Consider the following 15,864-nt stretch of genomic DNA (forward strand, 5'->3'; position numbering starts at 1 on the left):
TCAATCACTTACGCTTATTCTCCAATAGCTACATTTTCCCAAAGTGCCAGATTAGTGACATTGCCCGCCAAGACTTCGTCAATTTTTCTCGCATGTTCGGTTAAATGGGAAGGGGAAAGGTGAGCGTAACGCTGTACCATCTCTATGCTCTCCCAACCCCCCATTTCTTGTAGTGCTGAAAGTGGTACCCCTGCCTGAACTAACCAGCTTGCCCAGGTATGCCTCAAGTCATGGAAACGGAAATCAGTAATGCCTGCACGTCTTTTTCCTGTGTTCCACGCTGAGTTATCGTCAACGCGCATTTTTCTGACAGCTGGTGTCATACCTCCGTCAGGACGTTTGCGTGCCGTCGTATGCACAAACACATATCGGGGGTGACGACCGATCTGATCCCTTAGCGTTTTGCATGCGGTATCATTTAGAGCAACACCTATGGCTTTACCGGCTTTGGCGTTCTCTGGGTGTATCCAGGCAACCTTTCTTTGCATATCAACTTGCGACCACTCCAGATCAATGATGTTAGAGCGACGAAGCCCTGTTGCCAGTGCGAACACGACAACAGGACGGAATTGCTCAGGCATGCATTTGAGCAGGGTGGCCGCTTCATCCTTGGTGAGCCACCTCACACGTTTACTTGTTGGCTTTCTGACTTTGATGACCGGGGCCTGGCGTAACCACTTCCATTCATCCGCGGCAATCTTCATCAGACCGCGCATAAATGATAGGTGCTGGCTACGAGTTGCTGCTGATACTGGTTTGGGCTCATAGGCCGGTACAGGTTTCCCTCGAAGTTCCGCTGCGGCTTTCCTTAACTCCCAACGCTGCTGGTGCTTCCTGTTCGGCATTTTGGCGACCGCTGCCATAATCCTATCTTCCGTGATCCATGAGAGATTTTTCCCAGCGAAATACTGAAGGAAAAACTCTATTTTCGTGCGGTCATCGTCCAAAGAGCGTTTTTCTTCTTTCTCTGTAAGCCAGCGTAGGCAGGCTTCATCAAAAGTATGCTCCGCAATTTCCCCTAACTTGTTAACCCGCCAGGCTTCGGCTCTTAACTGATCGTAGAGTTCTTGCGCTTGTTTCCTGTCTGCCGTATTAAGGCAGCGTCTAATTCTTTTGCAACTGCCCGGTTCGACATAGTCGCAGTACCAATTGCCGTAACGTTGTTTAAGGGCCATCCGTTGTTACCTTTTTGTTGATGGCCGTCTGCATTCACGGCCTGATTCTGTGTCTCCCTGCCGTAATAGGCAAGGCATTCTGATTTGAGAATTTCATAACGTCCCTTTCCATGTGGGCCACTTTTGTTTGCGGTTAGCAGTCCAGACTTGATTAGGGTTCTTACAGTTCGCGGTGACTTTTTCAGGAAGGCAGATGCCTCCGGTAAGGTGAATGGCACATCATCAATGTTTATCTCTGCCATGGTGGGTCTCTACTTTTTATTCGTATCAATCCGCATACAGGCGCAACTTAGACGCATCCAGGCTGGCGGTTTGGCCGGCCAATACGGCGCGATCTTTGCTGCGTGTTTGTCGAGGATCTCACGGTAGGAAAATTTATTGGTGGGGGAGCGGTATTCGGTCAGGGCTTCTACGGCGGTGCTGCGTAGTAGGTCATCTCTGAGCGCCACGGTACTCACCCAGCAAGCGGTCAAACAATTGACGCCGTAGGATGGCGTTTATGGTTTCCTGATGCTCCCCATTGAGGTAAGTCCATCTTGGTTTGGTTGTCTCTTTTCCAAAACCTGCCGCAGATTTAGAGTAATTGGCGAATTTTGGTGAGACGGATACGACCTTGATCCCCATATGGATTACTGCCGTAGCGCAGCCAGTGAGGTGTCCTGCGACGCGTGTAACGATGGCTTCATTGATGCCGAGGTATTCACGAACAAAGTTCACACGCCATTCCCAGCCAAAGAAATTGTTAAAGCTTCGCGGCAGTGGGGCGTAGAAGGATTTAGACCGTCTGAGTATGAAGTTCATCGTGAATTGAGAGAGCGGGTGAGGGTGCTTTGCCCGAAATGCAACGGCAAGCGAGTAATCAAGACGTCGTGCAATGACTGTCGTGGCCGGTGCGAGGTAATTGATAGAGAAGAGTCAGAGCGGCAGGGCGTGCCTGTGAAGAGGCCGTGCAAGCGTTGCTCTGGTCGGGGTTATGAGCGTATCCCATCAACTGATGCTTTCAGAGCGATAGGCGGCATTACCGAAAGCATATCGTTGGATACTTGGAAGAAATCTGTGAAGCCGTTCTATGACGAATTGATAATCCATTTGGAAGTGGAAGAGTCGATAGCTGATGCAGCGCTAAGGATGACAACTGAATAGTGCGCTAAAAAATAGTGAGCAATTTTATCGCAAGCTATTTACTTTTCCCGAAACTGTGGTAGTTTTCTTCTAACGATGGGTGTTGTGTGCCTGACGTTGATTAGCCCGCCGATGTGCGGGCTTTTTCACATCTAATGGTTGCGTTATGAGCTGATTCAGTTATCTTGTACATGTACAAGTGAGAGGTCATTATGAAAACTATTAGCTACACAAAAATGAGAGAAGAACTTGCCGATATTCTGGATGCGCTCCGTAACGGAGAGAGCATCACTGTTACTCAGCGCGGACGTCCTGATATTACAATAGCTGCCGCACAAGAGCCGCGCCGCTACATGGGCAAGGAAAGTAAAAGCCTAATTAGCATGGTGTTCAAATCTAACAGTAAACGTGTCAGTTTTGATGAGGCCAAGGAAAAGACTAAAAAGAAACACGCTGGCATCATCAAAGCGCTGGAGGATAAGTGATGGCGATTGACTTTCTTACCACGGAGCAGGTTATTGAGATTCAGTCGTCTACCTTACCTAACAGTGGCCCACCTAATATGGACCTCCTGGAAGGTGCGTTGAATCGCATTCATACATTGCATCAATATGAAGAGTGCGACGATGTTTTTATGTTGGCGGCTATGTACTTGGTTGCTATCGCTAAGGCTCACGCATTTAACGATGCAAACAAGCGTACAGCGTTTCAGGCTGCTTCTATCTTTTTAATGATGAATGGTTTTGAGCTAGGAACATCGTTTAGGTTAGTTAAGCTTACAGTTATGGCTGCAATGGATAATGCAAACATGCGTGACGTTGCGTTTTCCTTAATGCTTCTTTCTGACTATGAAGATCATCTGATGGCTGATTATCCGGAAGAATATATCTAGTACGAACAGCAGAAGGGCGCATTTAGTTTTGATACGCACTATCGAACCCTTTGGTGGGGGCTAAGAGCGTCCCTCGATGTGAAGTGACGATAGGGCAAGACCTGTAACCATTCGAACCCTGGCCTAATCGCCGGGGTTTTTTACTGATAGGTAAAACCTTCTTGCTAGCTGAATATCACAGGTGTACTGTATGTTTATACAGCTATATTGAGTTGTATATAAATCCAGTACGCAGAGTGTGTGTTTTTTTATTATCATCCTCTGACATTGATAAGAAATCATGAAGGTTGATATGGAAAGCAAAACTGTAAAATGCGTAGGATGCGGGCGAGAAAATGATTCAGCTGATGATGCATGCGTATGTGGGTATGATGAGTCCCTAGAGCAAGAGGAGATCGTCTATAAACCGCATAATGCTATAACAGCGAGGTTAGACCTAGTCCCTGGCGCTGCAGGTACAGAATTCAAGGCGACGACTGGTGAAATCTGGGGATTGGACGCGGAGGATGTTAAATCTTTCATACTGCAGGCTGAGAGAAAATTCAGATTAAAGCGGAAAAATCATGGATTTATTACAAAAAATGACCTGCCAAACAGCACTGCATCAGCGTTACGAAGATATATCAATGGAACCATAGATTTTAAGTCATTTGTAAATGCATTTATGCAGAATATAAAAATTGAAGCGGCTCTTAATAAGCGACGCCCTGCTGGTGGCTCGATAATTTTCATACATTATCACACAGACAATGAAGTTGAAAGTTTAGGTCGACTTTTTATTATTATGGTTGATAATAGTAGTGTGTTTAAATTTAATGAGCAGTTGGTACCAGAAGTATTACCTTCTATAGATATGGATGCTCTACGCCAAGCAGTATTAACTGATTTGACCCTTTTTGATTCTATATACTCAGAAAATAATGGGGAACCATATCTGCAGTTTATAGCTGGGAAGTCAAGTAGCAATTTTTTCAAGAAAGCTATAGGATGCGAGGAAGACCTAGATAATAACCGCAGTGTTGAAGAGGCTGATAGGGCTGTTAAAGATTTCATTGTGCATATGAAATTAAAAACAGTTGAGAAAATGAAGGTCTTAGATGCAGTCAAACAATTAATGCATGAAAAGCTTAAAAGTAAAACAAATAATAAAATATCAACATTAGACATCGAAGCGACTATTGATAAGGTTTTAGATGAGCAGTCTCCTGCCAAGGGTAAGTTCGCAAAATTTGCAGCTATTGGTGAATATAAAATTAATGAGTATTTTGAACCAAGCATAAACTCTGAAAAAAAATTCGGAAAGGTTGCTCTTGCTGATGAAGAAAATGACTATACTTGTAGTATTTCTGTAAATGCTATAAGTACTGATGATACAACTAAAGCTAAAGCTATTTATAAAAAAGGCGATGGGTTATTAGTCATTAGATTATCTGAACCAGATATTGTTAAAATGGATCAAATATTCCAAGACGAGAAAAAATAACTTGAGGAGGGAGAGTGGATACTAACAATGAATTTGACAGTTTTGTTGCAACATTTCTCTCCTCAACTGTTGTGATAAAGGATGGCTATGCTTGTATTGAAATTAATGATGACGTTGCACCAGACATTTTTTTAAGTTGGTTGAGAAAATTTGGTATAAGTGCCGATACAGATATAAATGTGAATGAGAAAGAGTTTGCTTTTTCTATTGGCGTATCTAGTTTTCGTGATAATTCCTTCATATATCCATCAATGAATTCTTTGTGGCGAGAGTCTTGCGCATTATTAAAAGTACCAACTAGCTTTCTTGTCTTAAAGGAGCAGGTTTCATCGCTGTTTGAATGTGAAGAAATTAGCTCCATCAGACAGTTTGTTACATGGCGGGCTGTTTTAAAAGAAATTCAAAGCTATGAGTTTAGCAATAAAATAATATGGTATCTTCCAGGTGATGATGGTGGGAAAGAAATCGTTGTTGGTGTACATGAAAACTATGCTCGGGCTAAAGATATTGCCTTCAGTCAAAGTTCATTAAGTAGTGCCAATAAACTATTAAGCGTGATGGAGTTGAAGGATGCTCAAGAGGGGGAAAGAAAGTTAATTCTAAAAAAAGCTGTTAGTGATTTTGTTGGTGACAATGGTTCAATTGATGATGTTATCTCTGCTGGAGAGAGAGTATACAATCGTTATAATGACCTGCTTGACTTATACACTAAGCGGTTTTCAGTAAATAAAATTCTTTCTGAAATAGAATCGAAAAATCTTGAATATACAACAAAAATAAATGATTTTATTTCATCAAGTCAAAGTAAAGCGTTCACGATCCCTGGTGCTCTAATTGCTGTTGGAGCACTGGCAAAAACTAGTGGCTTTTGGGAGGGAACATTGGTACTGATTGGTTTGTGGATGATTCATTACATAACAAGAACTTCAAATGATGTTCATAGGGAATCATATGAAAATCTTAAGCTAGGTCTTGGTGAAGCCTTTGATAGATATAATCAGTTTGATGAAGGGGCTGAGGTTAGAAAAGCCGCAAAGAGAACACTTAAATCCTTAAACTCAAAAATTGATACGGCTGGTACCAGGTTAAATAATATTGATAACCTTGGCAGGGCAATGATAGTTATAGGTCTGTTGTATCTTGTTTTAAAATAACATTATTTATGTTTAAGTGTTTTATTTCTTATTTGTTTAATGTTTTGCATTGAATATTACTTTAATCGAATAATCTTAATTTAAATTTTAGAGCTGCGCTTATGCGCGGCTTTTTTTATGTCTCACGCCCGGCGTTCGCTGAGCGAAGCGAGCAAAGGAGCAAAAAATGACTGAGCCGGTAGGGACTGGTGCAGCGACAGCCACATTAACTAGTGTGACTGTGGCGGGGCTGCTATGAGTCACGTTCTGGGGTAAAGCTTCAGTATGTTGGCTTTGACGGCCACAAAATCCCGATCACAGAGGATGAGGCTGAGCTATTCGCGGCCCGGTTGGATAAATACGTGGAAGAGACTGGCGCTTATTTCGGCTTCATTGAGCAAGGGTTTATCCTGGGAAGCTTTTACGACGAAACAAAACCTCCGCCAGCATTCGTTACTTTCAGAAGGGAACCGCGCATCTGATATTCAAACGTCTGGATCTGGTGGAGAAGATGAACGACATCATCGCAAAGCACTATCCGGGGATGTTGGCAGCGCGGTAGTTCATCGTTACAATCACCGGGCTCGAAATCGCTGATGTTTTCAGCGAAGTACGATTGGGGGCCTAATTGGGGGCTCCGGTGTTTTTCGAACAGAGAAAAGTTCTGTAATAACAAGGGTTGTGTGGTCTGTATTCGAATCCTGTAGGGACCATTAAGAAACAATGACTTACAGCCATCACCCAAGCTTCTCAATTTCAATATGGGACAGTTTTGGGACTAAGCCTCCAAAAATCGCATCGATCTGCCTCACATGTTCAGTTAAATGATTGAGTGCCAAATGCGCGTTACGCTGAACCATTTCTATGCTCTCCCAACCCCCCATTTCTTGTAGCGCTGAGAGTGGTACCCCTGCCTGAACTAACCAGCTTGCCCATGTATGGCGAAGGTCATGAAATCGAAAATCAGTTATTCCAGTCCGCTGCTTACCTGTATTCCATGCTGAGTTATCGTCAACGCGCATTTGCTGGTGCCATACCTCCGTCAGGACGTTTGCGTGCTGTAATATGTACAAAAACATACCCCTAGTAGCGACCAATCTGATCCCGCACGTTTGTAAGCAGTATCATTAGGAGCTGTACCAATGGTTTTCATCGACTCGTTTACGTCTGGGGCGGAACCCTATTGTCATGGCATTATGATCTTGTTTTTGTATCAGAGAGGGCACAACTCAACTAAATGGTAGGAAGACTAGGGTTTGTTTAACTTAAAAATGCAAGTTAACAATGAATTATCAAACATAGTTTATTAACTAATCCTAGTGAGGCTCAACATGAATAATATCTTTTCTGGCTTTGACGCTAAAATCTTGGCCGAGGCATTTGGTGTAAGCCGCGAAACAGCAGTGAAACTCCAACTGGAAAGCACCAAGCAAGGTAATTTGCTGACAGTTGTGCAGGCGTTGGTTCTTCAGAATCCGATTGGGCTGTAAGCAACCAAGAGTCAGGGGGCTGCGTGCAAATGAAGGAAGAATGCATAAAATTTCCCAAAACATAATTCAAGGCCGCATAAGCGGCCTTTTTCATTTCTATCACCCTGCATCGGGGCAGAGTCCCGGGAGGGGAAGTTATGGAAATGCCAAATGGTCACCATAGCTGGGATGACATCAGTGACATTCTCGCAGCTTTCTCACCGGCGGGAACTGGCTTGGTAACAAAACGCCGAGCAGGGAAATATGCTTGTGCAGCAGTCAGGACCGATCACCATCTTGCACACGGAAGACACCCGAAATTGCGCAATCATGGCAAAACATCAGCAGAGAGAGCAGCCATTACATCAGGAGAGTGAAATCTATCAGCGGAAATCAGGATGCGATCAAAAACAATAAATGCGCTGCTGAGCGCATCCCTGATGAATGAGTGGAACGGATATAAACGTCGCCAGCGCCAATCGTCTTTCTGCTCCCTGAATTACTATTCAGCCTTACGAACAATCAGCGTTGCAAGGTGATATCAGGGTAATATCGGCAGTTATACGTTGGAATTGATACCAGCTTTATAAATCTCACCAACCCAGTATCCAGTCTGATCCAATGGTGTGAGAATCGCACACATTGAAAAGAGCGTTCTATTAAATTGCAATATGATTTCTCTGCACTTGCCAATATGAATTATACGAATATGAATAATTAGCTTCTGTAAGGAGGGGGTCGTGGGATGCATTGTTTGTGAACTAAAGAGCTCAAATAACTATGAAGTGAAAACAGAAGAGGATTATAGGTTAGCTCTATCTCTTGCATCGGCAGGGTTGATCACTCTTTCATTTGGTGGGGAAGGGGCTTCGTGTTTAAAAATAAAAAATAAGCTCATCCCTGTATATATTTGTTCGGCGACTTATAAGTTAAAGATGATTTTGGGAAAAGACTTGATTTAGCGTTTAAATTTAGCATAAACAATTACTTGCATTTGGACGACGTTCTGCGATTAGCCTGATGGTATTGCAGGGGCATTCAGTGCGTGTCATCGACAATGCTGACGTATAATCCTCCTCAATAGTAGGATCCTATGTCATACAATCTCGGAAATTAACCAAAAGAAGAATATGGACAAGGTGAACCTGGATCTTACGGCGCCAGGTTTAGCGAACAAAGAGCGTATTAACCAGCCAGTGATAGCTATTAGGTGGAGAGAGCAGCCTAGAGATCTGCATGAATACTTTCTTGAGCGTGTGGCACATTGGACTACCTAGAGGTGAGTATAAGGCTATCAATAGGATCCGAGCCGATTTATCAGAAAATGGCAGAAGCCAACCATAATAAATAACAGAACCCGCTACGGCGGGTTTTTAAATGGGAGCAATTCATGGAAAAAAAGAAAAGGATGAAAGCCATGAAAGGGCCATATCCGCCACTGCAGTTTATTTAAGGCCATCAGCTTACTCCATATATCGGCCAGATTTCTACGAACAAGGTGCGTGAGTGGGGGCAACGATAATTCTTCAGCGATAGTTGAGCCGTTGTTCAGTCGTGGTTAGTGGTCGGTTACGAACGGAACTGCGTAATACGTTGCTGTATTTTTCACCGGGGCTTTATGTACAAATAACCATATATGATGATTGCCAACCTGTCGCCGCAGAATTGCGCGATAGGTGTCGTTGAGAGCGACAACTATCGCGCGGCCAGATTTGCTACCCTCTGAGCACCAGCCTTGGCAGCATGAACCTTGCTGCAAGTGTTCAGTCCCCTAGACTTCTCGCACGAGCGCTAGCCAATACGATCCACAGAAAATGAATCTATAATGGCCCCCTGAGCGGCTCATGATGTGTTAGTGCATTCAGACGCTTGCCTGCGGTTTGCCGGAGAATACTGACTAAGGGTTTTTTCTATTATCCAGACTAAACCCGCCAGCCCCTAAGAGAAACAGGGCGATAAAACCACCGGACATCGTGATGTTTTTCATCAGCATCAACTGACTTTGTAGGTCGGGACCACTGTGAAAAATCAGTCCTGAGATGATACAGAATCCGAAGAACAGAATGGCGACAATCCTCGTCTGAAAGCCCAGTAAAAGAGCCACACCGCCGCCTAGCTCGGTTAATATCACCAAAGGCAATAATATTGCTGGTACGCCCATCGACGCCATATACTCAGCTGTCGCGTTATAAGCCGAAATTTTGCCTATTCCAGCAATAATGAATACAGATGAAAGAAGTACTCTCATTAAAACTGACACCAAACCGAAGAATAATTTGTTGTCGATGATATTGTCAATTTTGCCTTTTATAGACATTAACGCTTCCTCAAAATATCAAATAATATAGAAGTTGAAAATTAACGACCGGTTTGTAATTACACACCGGGCCGCGTATTCAATGGCTCGCTGATGGTGGTGGCTAAACCCTGGGCTGGGGGAGTAATGGTTGTGGCCTGAATAAAAGTAAAGAGTGCTTAAACAGCAAACTAACGACGTTATTATCCCCCCGCATTACGCTCACATCTTCTTATTCTCATTGCCCGCCTGCTTATTCATGATATCGTGCTCAGCGGGAGGGTTGCCATATAATTGACGTAAGGATTTTGGTATATGCCCATTGTTATCGATTATATTATAATGCTCACCCACTTCAGCCGTCAGTAATGTACTGCCGGATAAGGCCTTTAAGTTAGGGTCGCTAAATAGCGCCCAAACCACGCGTCCACAGAATTCAGGGCTCTCAAATCCCAATGTGTCACGGAGAGCGCGCGTTTTCGGGTCGGAGTTGGCAAGCTCAACCATCGTCTCTGTGGCTACGAAACCTGGCCATAGGGATACGGCGGAAACGTTAAAGGGGGCGAAGTACTCGGCGTAGGAAGCGGCCAATTTATCCAGGCCTGCCTTTGAAGCGTAATAGGCTGGATCATGCACCTTCGCATCGGCATAGAAAGATACGTTGACGATTAACCCGCGCCCACCGGCAAGCAACAAGCGCGCCGCATGCCAAGTCGCAACATGATGAGAACGTAAGCCAACATCCAGTATATCGGCAAGATGGATGGTGGCTTCCCAAAAGGGTTTCACTCCCATTTGGCTGTTAAGCGTGGTGGCATTATTGACGAGGATATTGAGATAACCGTGCTTCTGCTCCACCTGTTTAAATAGGCGTGCTATCTGTGCATCGTCAGACATATCGCAAACAACCGCTACTCCTTGCCCCCCCGCGTGGGTTATTTCACTGACCACCTTTTCGACTGACTCCTGGTCACGACCCGTAACATAGACAATCGCACCTTGCCGTCCCAGTTCCTTTGCTATTCCCTTACCTATTCCCTTGCTTGATCCTGTAATAACGGCGATGACATCTTTTTCTGTTTGCATTATTTGCTCCTGATGACAAGGGCCAGGGCCTTCATCTTCGCTTAAACGGTGACAACAATTTTGCCTAGCTGGGCGTTCGCTTCTAGATATTGATGTGCCGCAACTATCTGATCAAACACAAAGGATTTCGCTATAACCGGCTTTAATTCGCCACGACTAAGCGCCGCCAAAATAAAGGTTTTAGCGTTGGCGAGGCGCGCCGCATTTCCTACAATTTCGCTGTAAGCAAATCCCCTGATCGTCAGGCCTTTCGGGATCGCCAAACTTGCCGGGAAAGGGGTGTTTTCACCGCTCAGATTGCCGTACTCTATCAGCGTGCCTCCGGGCGCCAAGATCTCGCATAGCGTGGGCACACCTTCCCCCCCAATACAATCGAAGATAACTCGCGGCGGCCTATCGCCGGTGATTTCTTTAACTTCAGCTACGCTTTTCTCACCCTGGGAAGTGACAACCCATGATGCACCGATATCGAGTAACGCCTGGCGTTTGGATTCGGTTCTTGAGGTTGCTATCACCCGAGCGCCAAGCATGTTGGCAATTTGAATCGCGGCGATACCAACGCTACTGGAAGCGGCAGTGACCATGACATAGTCGTCAGAGGTCACTTCTGCAACGTCAACCAGTGCCCCATATGCCGTGATGTACTGCATCCACGCCGAGGCCGCTTGCTCCCAGGATAAATTTTCCGGATGCTTAACCACGTAACGGGCTGGGTAGTGAATAGTTTCACCATAGGTAGGCCACCGATCCATAGCCAGTGAAGGGATAACACTCACCGCGTCGCCAGGGATAAGGCCTTGCACTTGTGCACCAACGGCGTCGATAATCCCGGCCGCTTCATACCCCATTCGCTGCGGAAATACCGGAGGAAATGCATACTTACCGCGACGCAGTAGCGCCTCCGCCCGATTTAAACCTATAGCTTTCACCTTAATACTGACCTCATCGGCGGCTAAGGCAGGGAGATCCACGTCCACAATTTTTAATACATCTGGTTCACCGACACGATCAAACTGGATAACCCGCGCCATTTTGTTCCCCTTTATATAAAACACGTAAACTAATACGAATTTATGACTGGAGTTTTTGACACAAAAATAAGTGTAATTTTATGCCTGTTCCATTATTTCATGCGTATGACGGTTTTCCCCCGGTATCCTCCGCTCTTGACGGAGTCCAGCGCTAACGAAGTATCCTTTAAATAAAATACTCGCGGAGGCGTGAAGGGAATCTCACCTTTGGCAATCTCTTTCGCAATAGAATTCAATTTGGCAGGGTCAAATTTCATTTGAAAAAATGTCCCTTTTCCTGGTTGGCTGTCAGGTGTTTTTTCTGCGATATCAACGGCAACTGAACTTACAATTCGGCCGTTTGGTGCCAGAGTGTTCCAGAGTGCTGCCAGGGAGCGTCCACCGACCAAGTCAAGAACGAGGTCAACTCCCTTTATCATCGATAAGGCATGAGCGTCGTTATAGTCAACGACATCTGTGGCACCCAATGACTTGACATAATCTCTGTTTTTTTGCGAAGCCGTAGCGATGACCTTTGCCCCTGCGCGATGAGCCAAAGGAATAGCCAAAGAGCCTACTCCACCAGCCGCGCCCTGGATCAAAACGGTTTGCCCAGCCGTTAATTCCCCGATATCAAATAACCCCGTCCACGCCGTCGAGCCGGCAACCGGCAGGGTTGCTGCGACGGTTTCGTCCAGATCATCGGGGATGGGGATTAACAGATCCGGCTCAATTTCTATCGTTTCGGCAAATGCCCTGCGGTTCACAGGCTTCCCTATCACGCGATCGCCGACGTTGAAGGTGGTGACGCCAGCCCCCACTTCAACAATCTTTCCTGCGAACTCGCCACCCAAAATACAGGGAAAAGTTAATGGGAATATATGCTTAAGCAGGCCATCACGCAGTTTCCAGTCTAATGGATTAACCCCTGCGGCGGCGATCTCCACAATGACCTTGCCCGGTGAGACCTGGGGCCTGTTGATGGGCTGAATTTTGATCGTGCCCTCAGCGCCATAACTATACATAACTGCTGCTAATTGCTGATTCATGTTGATCTCCTAAGCTATTTTTTCACTATATCTGTACCAATAATAATTAATAAGATGCTAAATTATGGACGCCGCGGACCAAAAATGAGACAGCTCATGAATATGAATGCATTGCAGGACTTCATAAGTGTGATTACACACGGCAGCTTCAGCGCGGCAAGTCGCGCAACGATGACGCCTAAAGCCTCTATTTCACGACGGATCCGTCAGTTGGAAGATGAACTGCAAACGCGCTTGTTTGAACGTACGAATACCGGTTTTACCTTGACCGCCGAAGGAACCCTGCTATTCGAGCGAATAAAGCCTTTGGTTAACGAGCTCAACGACATCAAAACTGACATGATGGAACAGACCGGTAGCCCCTCAGGAAAATTACGGATTAGCGTTCCTCCCGTTATCGCATTTGATACCTTGGGTAAACTGGCTGCTCGTTATAGAGCGCTTTACCCATTGGTCGAACTTGAACTTATTGCTGACAGCAGATTGGTTGATCCTATTAGAGAAGGTTTCGATGCCGTTATTCGTGTAAATCCGATGGCGGATGAAGAGATGATAGGTATAAAAATATTCAAAGAGACATTAATATTTGTTGCGTCACCGCAATATAGGGAACAACTGGCCTTGGGAGACCCGCTCACGGAACTTCCTTTCATCAGTATTGGAACGCAGTGGAAACCGAATCAAATTAGTACCGTTTTGGAGGGGGAACCACGACATTTCAATGTGAACACGGAGTTATATATCTCCTCTCCGTTTATCACCCGTTCCACCCTCATTTCGGGAGTCGGTTCCGCACTGCTACCGGAAGCTTTGGTCGCCGATGACATCAAAGCCGGCAGGTTGCTTCACCTGGGGGTAAGTGAACAGCCAGAGCTGATTTTATGGTGCCTTTATCCGAGTAGGCGCTATGTCACCGGAAGATTAAGAGCCTTTATTGATTTATTGAAGGAAACATTTTCACAGGAAAGCAGTATTCATCATTAACGGTTCGAAAAACAAAACCGGCGATCCTGTCGGGTAAGCAGTGAATGATGGCTGCACTTAAGCGTGCAAGCAGCCATTGAACCGCCTGCAACGCTGTCCTCCAGTCCCTGGCTCGAAAATCCATTTAATTACCCGGCTAACGACTATGTTGGCTGCCGACGCTGTGCTAGTTTCTGTAGCAAATCATCAGAATGCAGGACATAACATGTTGAGTTTGTTTGTTTACGGGACGTTAGGGCCAGGGCGGCCAAACGCGCACATCATGGAAAGCATCGGCGGAAGTTGGGAAGAGGGCAGTGTGGGGGGAACGCTGCTGAATGCAGGGTGGGGCGCCGAAATGGGCTATCCGGGCATCGTGCTGGATAACAGCGGCAGCCGGGTTCAGGGTTTTCTGTTTCGTTCCGACAATCTTGCCGCCCACTGGCAAACCCTCGATGAATTTGAGGGAGAAGGTTATGAGCGGGTGGCCGTCAGTGTGACTACGGCAAGTGGCGACGTCGTCGATTCGTTTATCTACATGCTGAAGCAATAACGCCGCTGCCGTTGCCGGTGTTTAGCTCGGGAACGAGCCATCTCGTTCCCGAAATGCGGCGATTACCGGTTCGGCAAACAGAAAAACGACTGCGCGTTCTCACCCAAAATCTGACGCTTACTTTTCTCCGGCAAGGCAGAGCTGCTGACCAAATGGCCAATCTGTTGTTCCCCCAGCGGGAAGGGAGCATCGGAGCCCAGCATGACCCGTTCCGCACCCAGGGTATCCACCAGAAGCTCTAGCGCCCGTGGATCGAACACCGCGGAGTCGACGGAGAAGCGATCCAGATAGCTTGACGGTTTATGCGGGCAATCTTCACGCACGATATCGCGCTGCTCCCAGGCGTTATCGACCCTCCCCATCAGGTAAGCAAAGCTGCCGCCCCCGTGGGCAAAGCAGAGTTTCAGGCTGCGCGGCAAGCGTTCGAAGGCGCCTGAGAGGATCAAAGAGAGGATCGCCAATTGCGTTTCCGCCGGCATTGCCACCAGCCAGGGCAGCATCCATTTCTTCATACGCTCCGCGCCGCCCATCATATCCCAGGGATGTACCAGCACCGGGATACCCTCGTGGGCGCAGTGGGTCAGAAAGACGATCAGCGATTCATGATCCAGATCCTTTGCCCCCACGTGATTACCTATTTGCACGCCAATATGACCACACTCTTTTGCTCGGCTGGCTTCGCGGCAGGCGGCCTCGCTGTCCTGCAGGGGAACCTGCGCCAGCACCTTCAGCCGTCGCGGGTTGGCAGACGCCATCTCCAGCGCCCGATCGTTCATCAATTGGACCCAGGGCAGGGCGCGATCGAGAGCGACGTCATAGGCAAACATGACCGGCGTGGCGCACATGATCTGAATATCGATCTGCTGTTCATCCAGCTGTTCCAGGCGGCGTTCGGCATCCCACAGGGCGTCATAGACCGGCCGGAAAGGCTTATCATTGAGCATGATCTGGCCTTCGCGCCCGTGGGTTGCCAACCAGGGAGCCCGCTCAACATCCAGCCTGGCAGCCTCTTGTTGGCTGATTTTAGGGAAAAAATGCGAGTGGATATCTATTTTCATCGGTTTTCTGTTGCCTTCAGTGTGCGATGCCAGGTTTGTGCATCGCGGCTTGGGTGGATCTCGCCGCACTGGCTGCAGCGGCGTTCTTCATCGCTGGTTGCATAAAATTGTTCATAAACCGGGGGGAGATCCGCCACGATGCTCTTGAGGTTCATTTCATATCTTTTGATCAGGTTGCCGCAGGCCGCGCATGACCACTGTATGGCGTCCGGCTCATTTTCCGGGCGCATCCGTTCCAGCACCAGGCAAAGGCTGCCCTCTTCCGGGCGTTGAGGAGAATGAAGCACATGGGGTGCCATCAGGAAAATGTCCCCTTCACGCAGGTCGATGCGGTCGTAACGGCCGTCATCCCAGATGTTCAGATAGGCATTCCCTTTAAACTGGTAGAAGAACTCCTCTACCGGGTTATCGTGAAAATCGGTGCGCTGGTTCGGCCCGCCGACGACGGTGACCATGTAATCGCTGTCCTGCCAGATCTGTTGGTTATTGACCGGGGGCTTGAGCCGATGCGCGTTACTGTCTAGCCAAGTATTGAAGTTGAGCGGAAATCCATATTTGAAGTTAGACATTGTTAT

Annotated in this window: 17 protein-coding genes and 3 pseudogenes; 10 read left to right on the forward strand and 10 right to left on the reverse strand. The window is 46.7% G+C overall.

Features of this window, described 5'->3' with window-relative positions; genetic code table 11:
• Positions 1-14 precede the first annotated feature (14 nt).
• Together M495_RS05070 and M495_RS25745 are read right to left on the reverse strand one after the other, a co-directional pair.
• Positions 15-1,175: a tyrosine-type recombinase/integrase gene (locus M495_RS05070; RefSeq protein WP_020825568.1), complete on the reverse strand. Its 1,161-nt coding sequence runs from the start codon at positions 1,173-1,175 to the stop codon at positions 15-17.
• A gap of 432 nt (positions 1,176-1,607) precedes the next feature.
• The gene (locus M495_RS25745) at positions 1,608-1,892 is read right to left on the reverse strand and encodes a hypothetical protein (RefSeq protein ID WP_169534185.1); all 285 of its coding nucleotides are present in this window, start codon (positions 1,890-1,892) and stop codon (positions 1,608-1,610) included.
• Between M495_RS25745 and M495_RS26195 the strand changes: the two genes are divergently transcribed.
• The 6 genes and pseudogenes from M495_RS26195 to M495_RS24845 form a co-directional block, all read left to right on the forward strand.
• Positions 1,800-2,318: an antitermination protein Q gene (locus M495_RS26195; protein WP_020825571.1), complete on the forward strand. Its 519-nt coding sequence runs from the start codon at positions 1,800-1,802 to the stop codon at positions 2,316-2,318. The genes M495_RS25745 and M495_RS26195 overlap by 93 nt on opposite strands.
• 191 nt (positions 2,319-2,509) lie before the next feature.
• A complete protein-coding gene (locus M495_RS05085; RefSeq protein ID WP_020825572.1) occupies positions 2,510-2,782 on the forward strand; it encodes a type II toxin-antitoxin system Phd/YefM family antitoxin in 273 nt (90 codons plus the stop codon).
• Positions 2,782-3,189 (forward strand): type II toxin-antitoxin system death-on-curing family toxin, encoded by a 408-nt coding sequence (locus tag M495_RS05090; RefSeq protein WP_020825573.1) that lies wholly within the window; start codon positions 2,782-2,784, stop codon positions 3,187-3,189. The genes M495_RS05085 and M495_RS05090 overlap by 1 nt, the downstream gene beginning before the upstream one ends.
• Before the next feature lie 292 nt (positions 3,190-3,481).
• Positions 3,482-4,672 carry a nucleoid-associated protein gene (locus M495_RS05095; protein ID WP_020825574.1) on the forward strand — a complete coding sequence of 397 codons (1,191 nt, stop codon included), beginning with the start codon at positions 3,482-3,484 and terminating at the stop codon, positions 4,670-4,672.
• A gap of 14 nt (positions 4,673-4,686) precedes the next feature.
• Positions 4,687-5,826, forward strand: a complete 1,140-nt coding sequence (locus M495_RS05100) for a hypothetical protein (RefSeq protein WP_020825575.1) — start codon at positions 4,687-4,689, stop codon at positions 5,824-5,826.
• A 424-nt stretch (positions 5,827-6,250) separates the two neighbouring features.
• Positions 6,251-6,367, forward strand: a pseudogene (locus M495_RS24845) (DUF4942 domain-containing protein); the annotation flags it as partial.
• A gap of 175 nt (positions 6,368-6,542) precedes the next feature.
• On the opposite strand, the pseudogene M495_RS05105 reads toward M495_RS24845, so the two are convergent.
• A pseudogene (locus M495_RS05105) lies at positions 6,543-6,976 on the reverse strand (tyrosine-type recombinase/integrase); the annotation flags it as partial.
• Between the two features lie 160 nt (positions 6,977-7,136).
• Here M495_RS05105 and M495_RS25750 point away from each other — a divergent pair.
• Both M495_RS25750 and M495_RS24850 read left to right on the forward strand, forming a co-directional pair.
• Complete coding sequence (locus M495_RS25750) at positions 7,137-7,295, forward strand: hypothetical protein (protein ID WP_020825576.1); 159 nt, start codon at positions 7,137-7,139, stop codon at positions 7,293-7,295.
• Positions 7,296-8,404: 1,109 nt separating this feature from the next.
• Positions 8,405-8,551 carry a DNA polymerase III subunit theta gene (locus M495_RS24850; RefSeq protein WP_169534190.1) on the forward strand — a complete coding sequence of 49 codons (147 nt, stop codon included), beginning with the start codon at positions 8,405-8,407 and terminating at the stop codon, positions 8,549-8,551.
• A gap of 338 nt (positions 8,552-8,889) precedes the next feature.
• Here the strand turns inward: M495_RS24850 and M495_RS25980 are convergent.
• The 5 genes and pseudogenes from M495_RS25980 to M495_RS05125 form a co-directional block, all read right to left on the reverse strand.
• Positions 8,890-8,997, reverse strand: a pseudogene (locus tag M495_RS25980) (hypothetical protein); the annotation flags it as partial.
• A gap of 174 nt (positions 8,998-9,171) precedes the next feature.
• Positions 9,172-9,591, reverse strand: coding sequence for a DoxX family protein (locus M495_RS05110; RefSeq protein ID WP_020825577.1), 420 nt, complete (start codon positions 9,589-9,591; stop codon positions 9,172-9,174).
• A 201-nt stretch (positions 9,592-9,792) separates the two neighbouring features.
• Positions 9,793-10,656, reverse strand: a complete 864-nt coding sequence (locus tag M495_RS05115; RefSeq protein ID WP_020825578.1) for an SDR family NAD(P)-dependent oxidoreductase — start codon at positions 10,654-10,656, stop codon at positions 9,793-9,795.
• 41 nt (positions 10,657-10,697) lie between these two features.
• A complete protein-coding gene (locus M495_RS05120) occupies positions 10,698-11,687 on the reverse strand; it encodes a zinc-dependent alcohol dehydrogenase family protein (protein ID WP_020825579.1) in 990 nt (329 codons plus the stop codon).
• 92 nt (positions 11,688-11,779) lie between these two features.
• A complete protein-coding gene (locus M495_RS05125; RefSeq protein ID WP_020825580.1) occupies positions 11,780-12,715 on the reverse strand; it encodes an NADP-dependent oxidoreductase in 936 nt (311 codons plus the stop codon).
• A gap of 96 nt (positions 12,716-12,811) precedes the next feature.
• On the opposite strand from M495_RS05125, the gene M495_RS05130 reads away from it, so the two are divergent.
• Positions 12,812-13,699: a LysR family transcriptional regulator gene (locus M495_RS05130; protein WP_020825581.1), complete on the forward strand. Its 888-nt coding sequence runs from the start codon at positions 12,812-12,814 to the stop codon at positions 13,697-13,699.
• 205 nt (positions 13,700-13,904) lie between these two features.
• Positions 13,905-14,231: a gamma-glutamylcyclotransferase family protein gene (locus tag M495_RS05135; protein WP_041414293.1), complete on the forward strand. Its 327-nt coding sequence runs from the start codon at positions 13,905-13,907 to the stop codon at positions 14,229-14,231.
• A 62-nt stretch (positions 14,232-14,293) separates the two neighbouring features.
• Here M495_RS05135 and M495_RS05140 read toward each other — a convergent pair whose 3' ends face one another.
• Positions 14,294-15,289 (reverse strand): amidohydrolase family protein, encoded by a 996-nt coding sequence (locus M495_RS05140; RefSeq protein ID WP_020825583.1) that lies wholly within the window; start codon positions 15,287-15,289, stop codon positions 14,294-14,296.
• Positions 15,286-15,858: a 3-hydroxyanthranilate 3,4-dioxygenase gene (locus M495_RS05145; protein ID WP_020825584.1), complete on the reverse strand. Its 573-nt coding sequence runs from the start codon at positions 15,856-15,858 to the stop codon at positions 15,286-15,288. The genes M495_RS05140 and M495_RS05145 overlap by 4 nt, the downstream gene beginning before the upstream one ends.
• Between the last annotated feature and the right edge of the window lie 6 nt (positions 15,859-15,864).

The sequence above is a fragment of the Serratia liquefaciens ATCC 27592 genome, from assembly GCF_000422085.1.
Lineage (GTDB): Bacteria > Pseudomonadota > Gammaproteobacteria > Enterobacterales > Enterobacteriaceae > Serratia > Serratia liquefaciens.

Coding starts and splice junctions, on each gene's coding strand:
- M495_RS05070 (WP_020825568.1), bottom strand. CDS start 1,175: ATGGCCCTTAAACAACGTTACGGCAATTGGTACTGCGACTATGTCGAA.
- M495_RS26195 (WP_020825571.1), top strand. CDS start 1,800: ATGGATTACTGCCGTAGCGCAGCCAGTGAGGTGTCCTGCGACGCGTGT.
- M495_RS05085 (WP_020825572.1), top strand. CDS start 2,510: ATGAAAACTATTAGCTACACAAAAATGAGAGAAGAACTTGCCGATATT.
- M495_RS05090 (WP_020825573.1), top strand. CDS start 2,782: ATGGCGATTGACTTTCTTACCACGGAGCAGGTTATTGAGATTCAGTCG.
- M495_RS05095 (WP_020825574.1), top strand. CDS start 3,482: ATGGAAAGCAAAACTGTAAAATGCGTAGGATGCGGGCGAGAAAATGAT.
- M495_RS25750 (WP_020825576.1), top strand. CDS start 7,137: ATGAATAATATCTTTTCTGGCTTTGACGCTAAAATCTTGGCCGAGGCA.
- M495_RS24850 (WP_169534190.1), top strand. CDS start 8,405: ATGGACAAGGTGAACCTGGATCTTACGGCGCCAGGTTTAGCGAACAAA.
- M495_RS05110 (WP_020825577.1), bottom strand. CDS start 9,591: ATGTCTATAAAAGGCAAAATTGACAATATCATCGACAACAAATTATTC.
- M495_RS05115 (WP_020825578.1), bottom strand. CDS start 10,656: ATGCAAACAGAAAAAGATGTCATCGCCGTTATTACAGGATCAAGCAAG.
- M495_RS05120 (WP_020825579.1), bottom strand. CDS start 11,687: ATGGCGCGGGTTATCCAGTTTGATCGTGTCGGTGAACCAGATGTATTA.
- M495_RS05125 (WP_020825580.1), bottom strand. CDS start 12,715: ATGAATCAGCAATTAGCAGCAGTTATGTATAGTTATGGCGCTGAGGGC.
- M495_RS05130 (WP_020825581.1), top strand. CDS start 12,812: ATGAATATGAATGCATTGCAGGACTTCATAAGTGTGATTACACACGGC.
- M495_RS05135 (WP_041414293.1), top strand. CDS start 13,905: ATGTTGAGTTTGTTTGTTTACGGGACGTTAGGGCCAGGGCGGCCAAAC.
- M495_RS05140 (WP_020825583.1), bottom strand. CDS start 15,289: ATGAAAATAGATATCCACTCGCATTTTTTCCCTAAAATCAGCCAACAA.
- M495_RS05145 (WP_020825584.1), bottom strand. CDS start 15,858: ATGTCTAACTTCAAATATGGATTTCCGCTCAACTTCAATACTTGGCTA.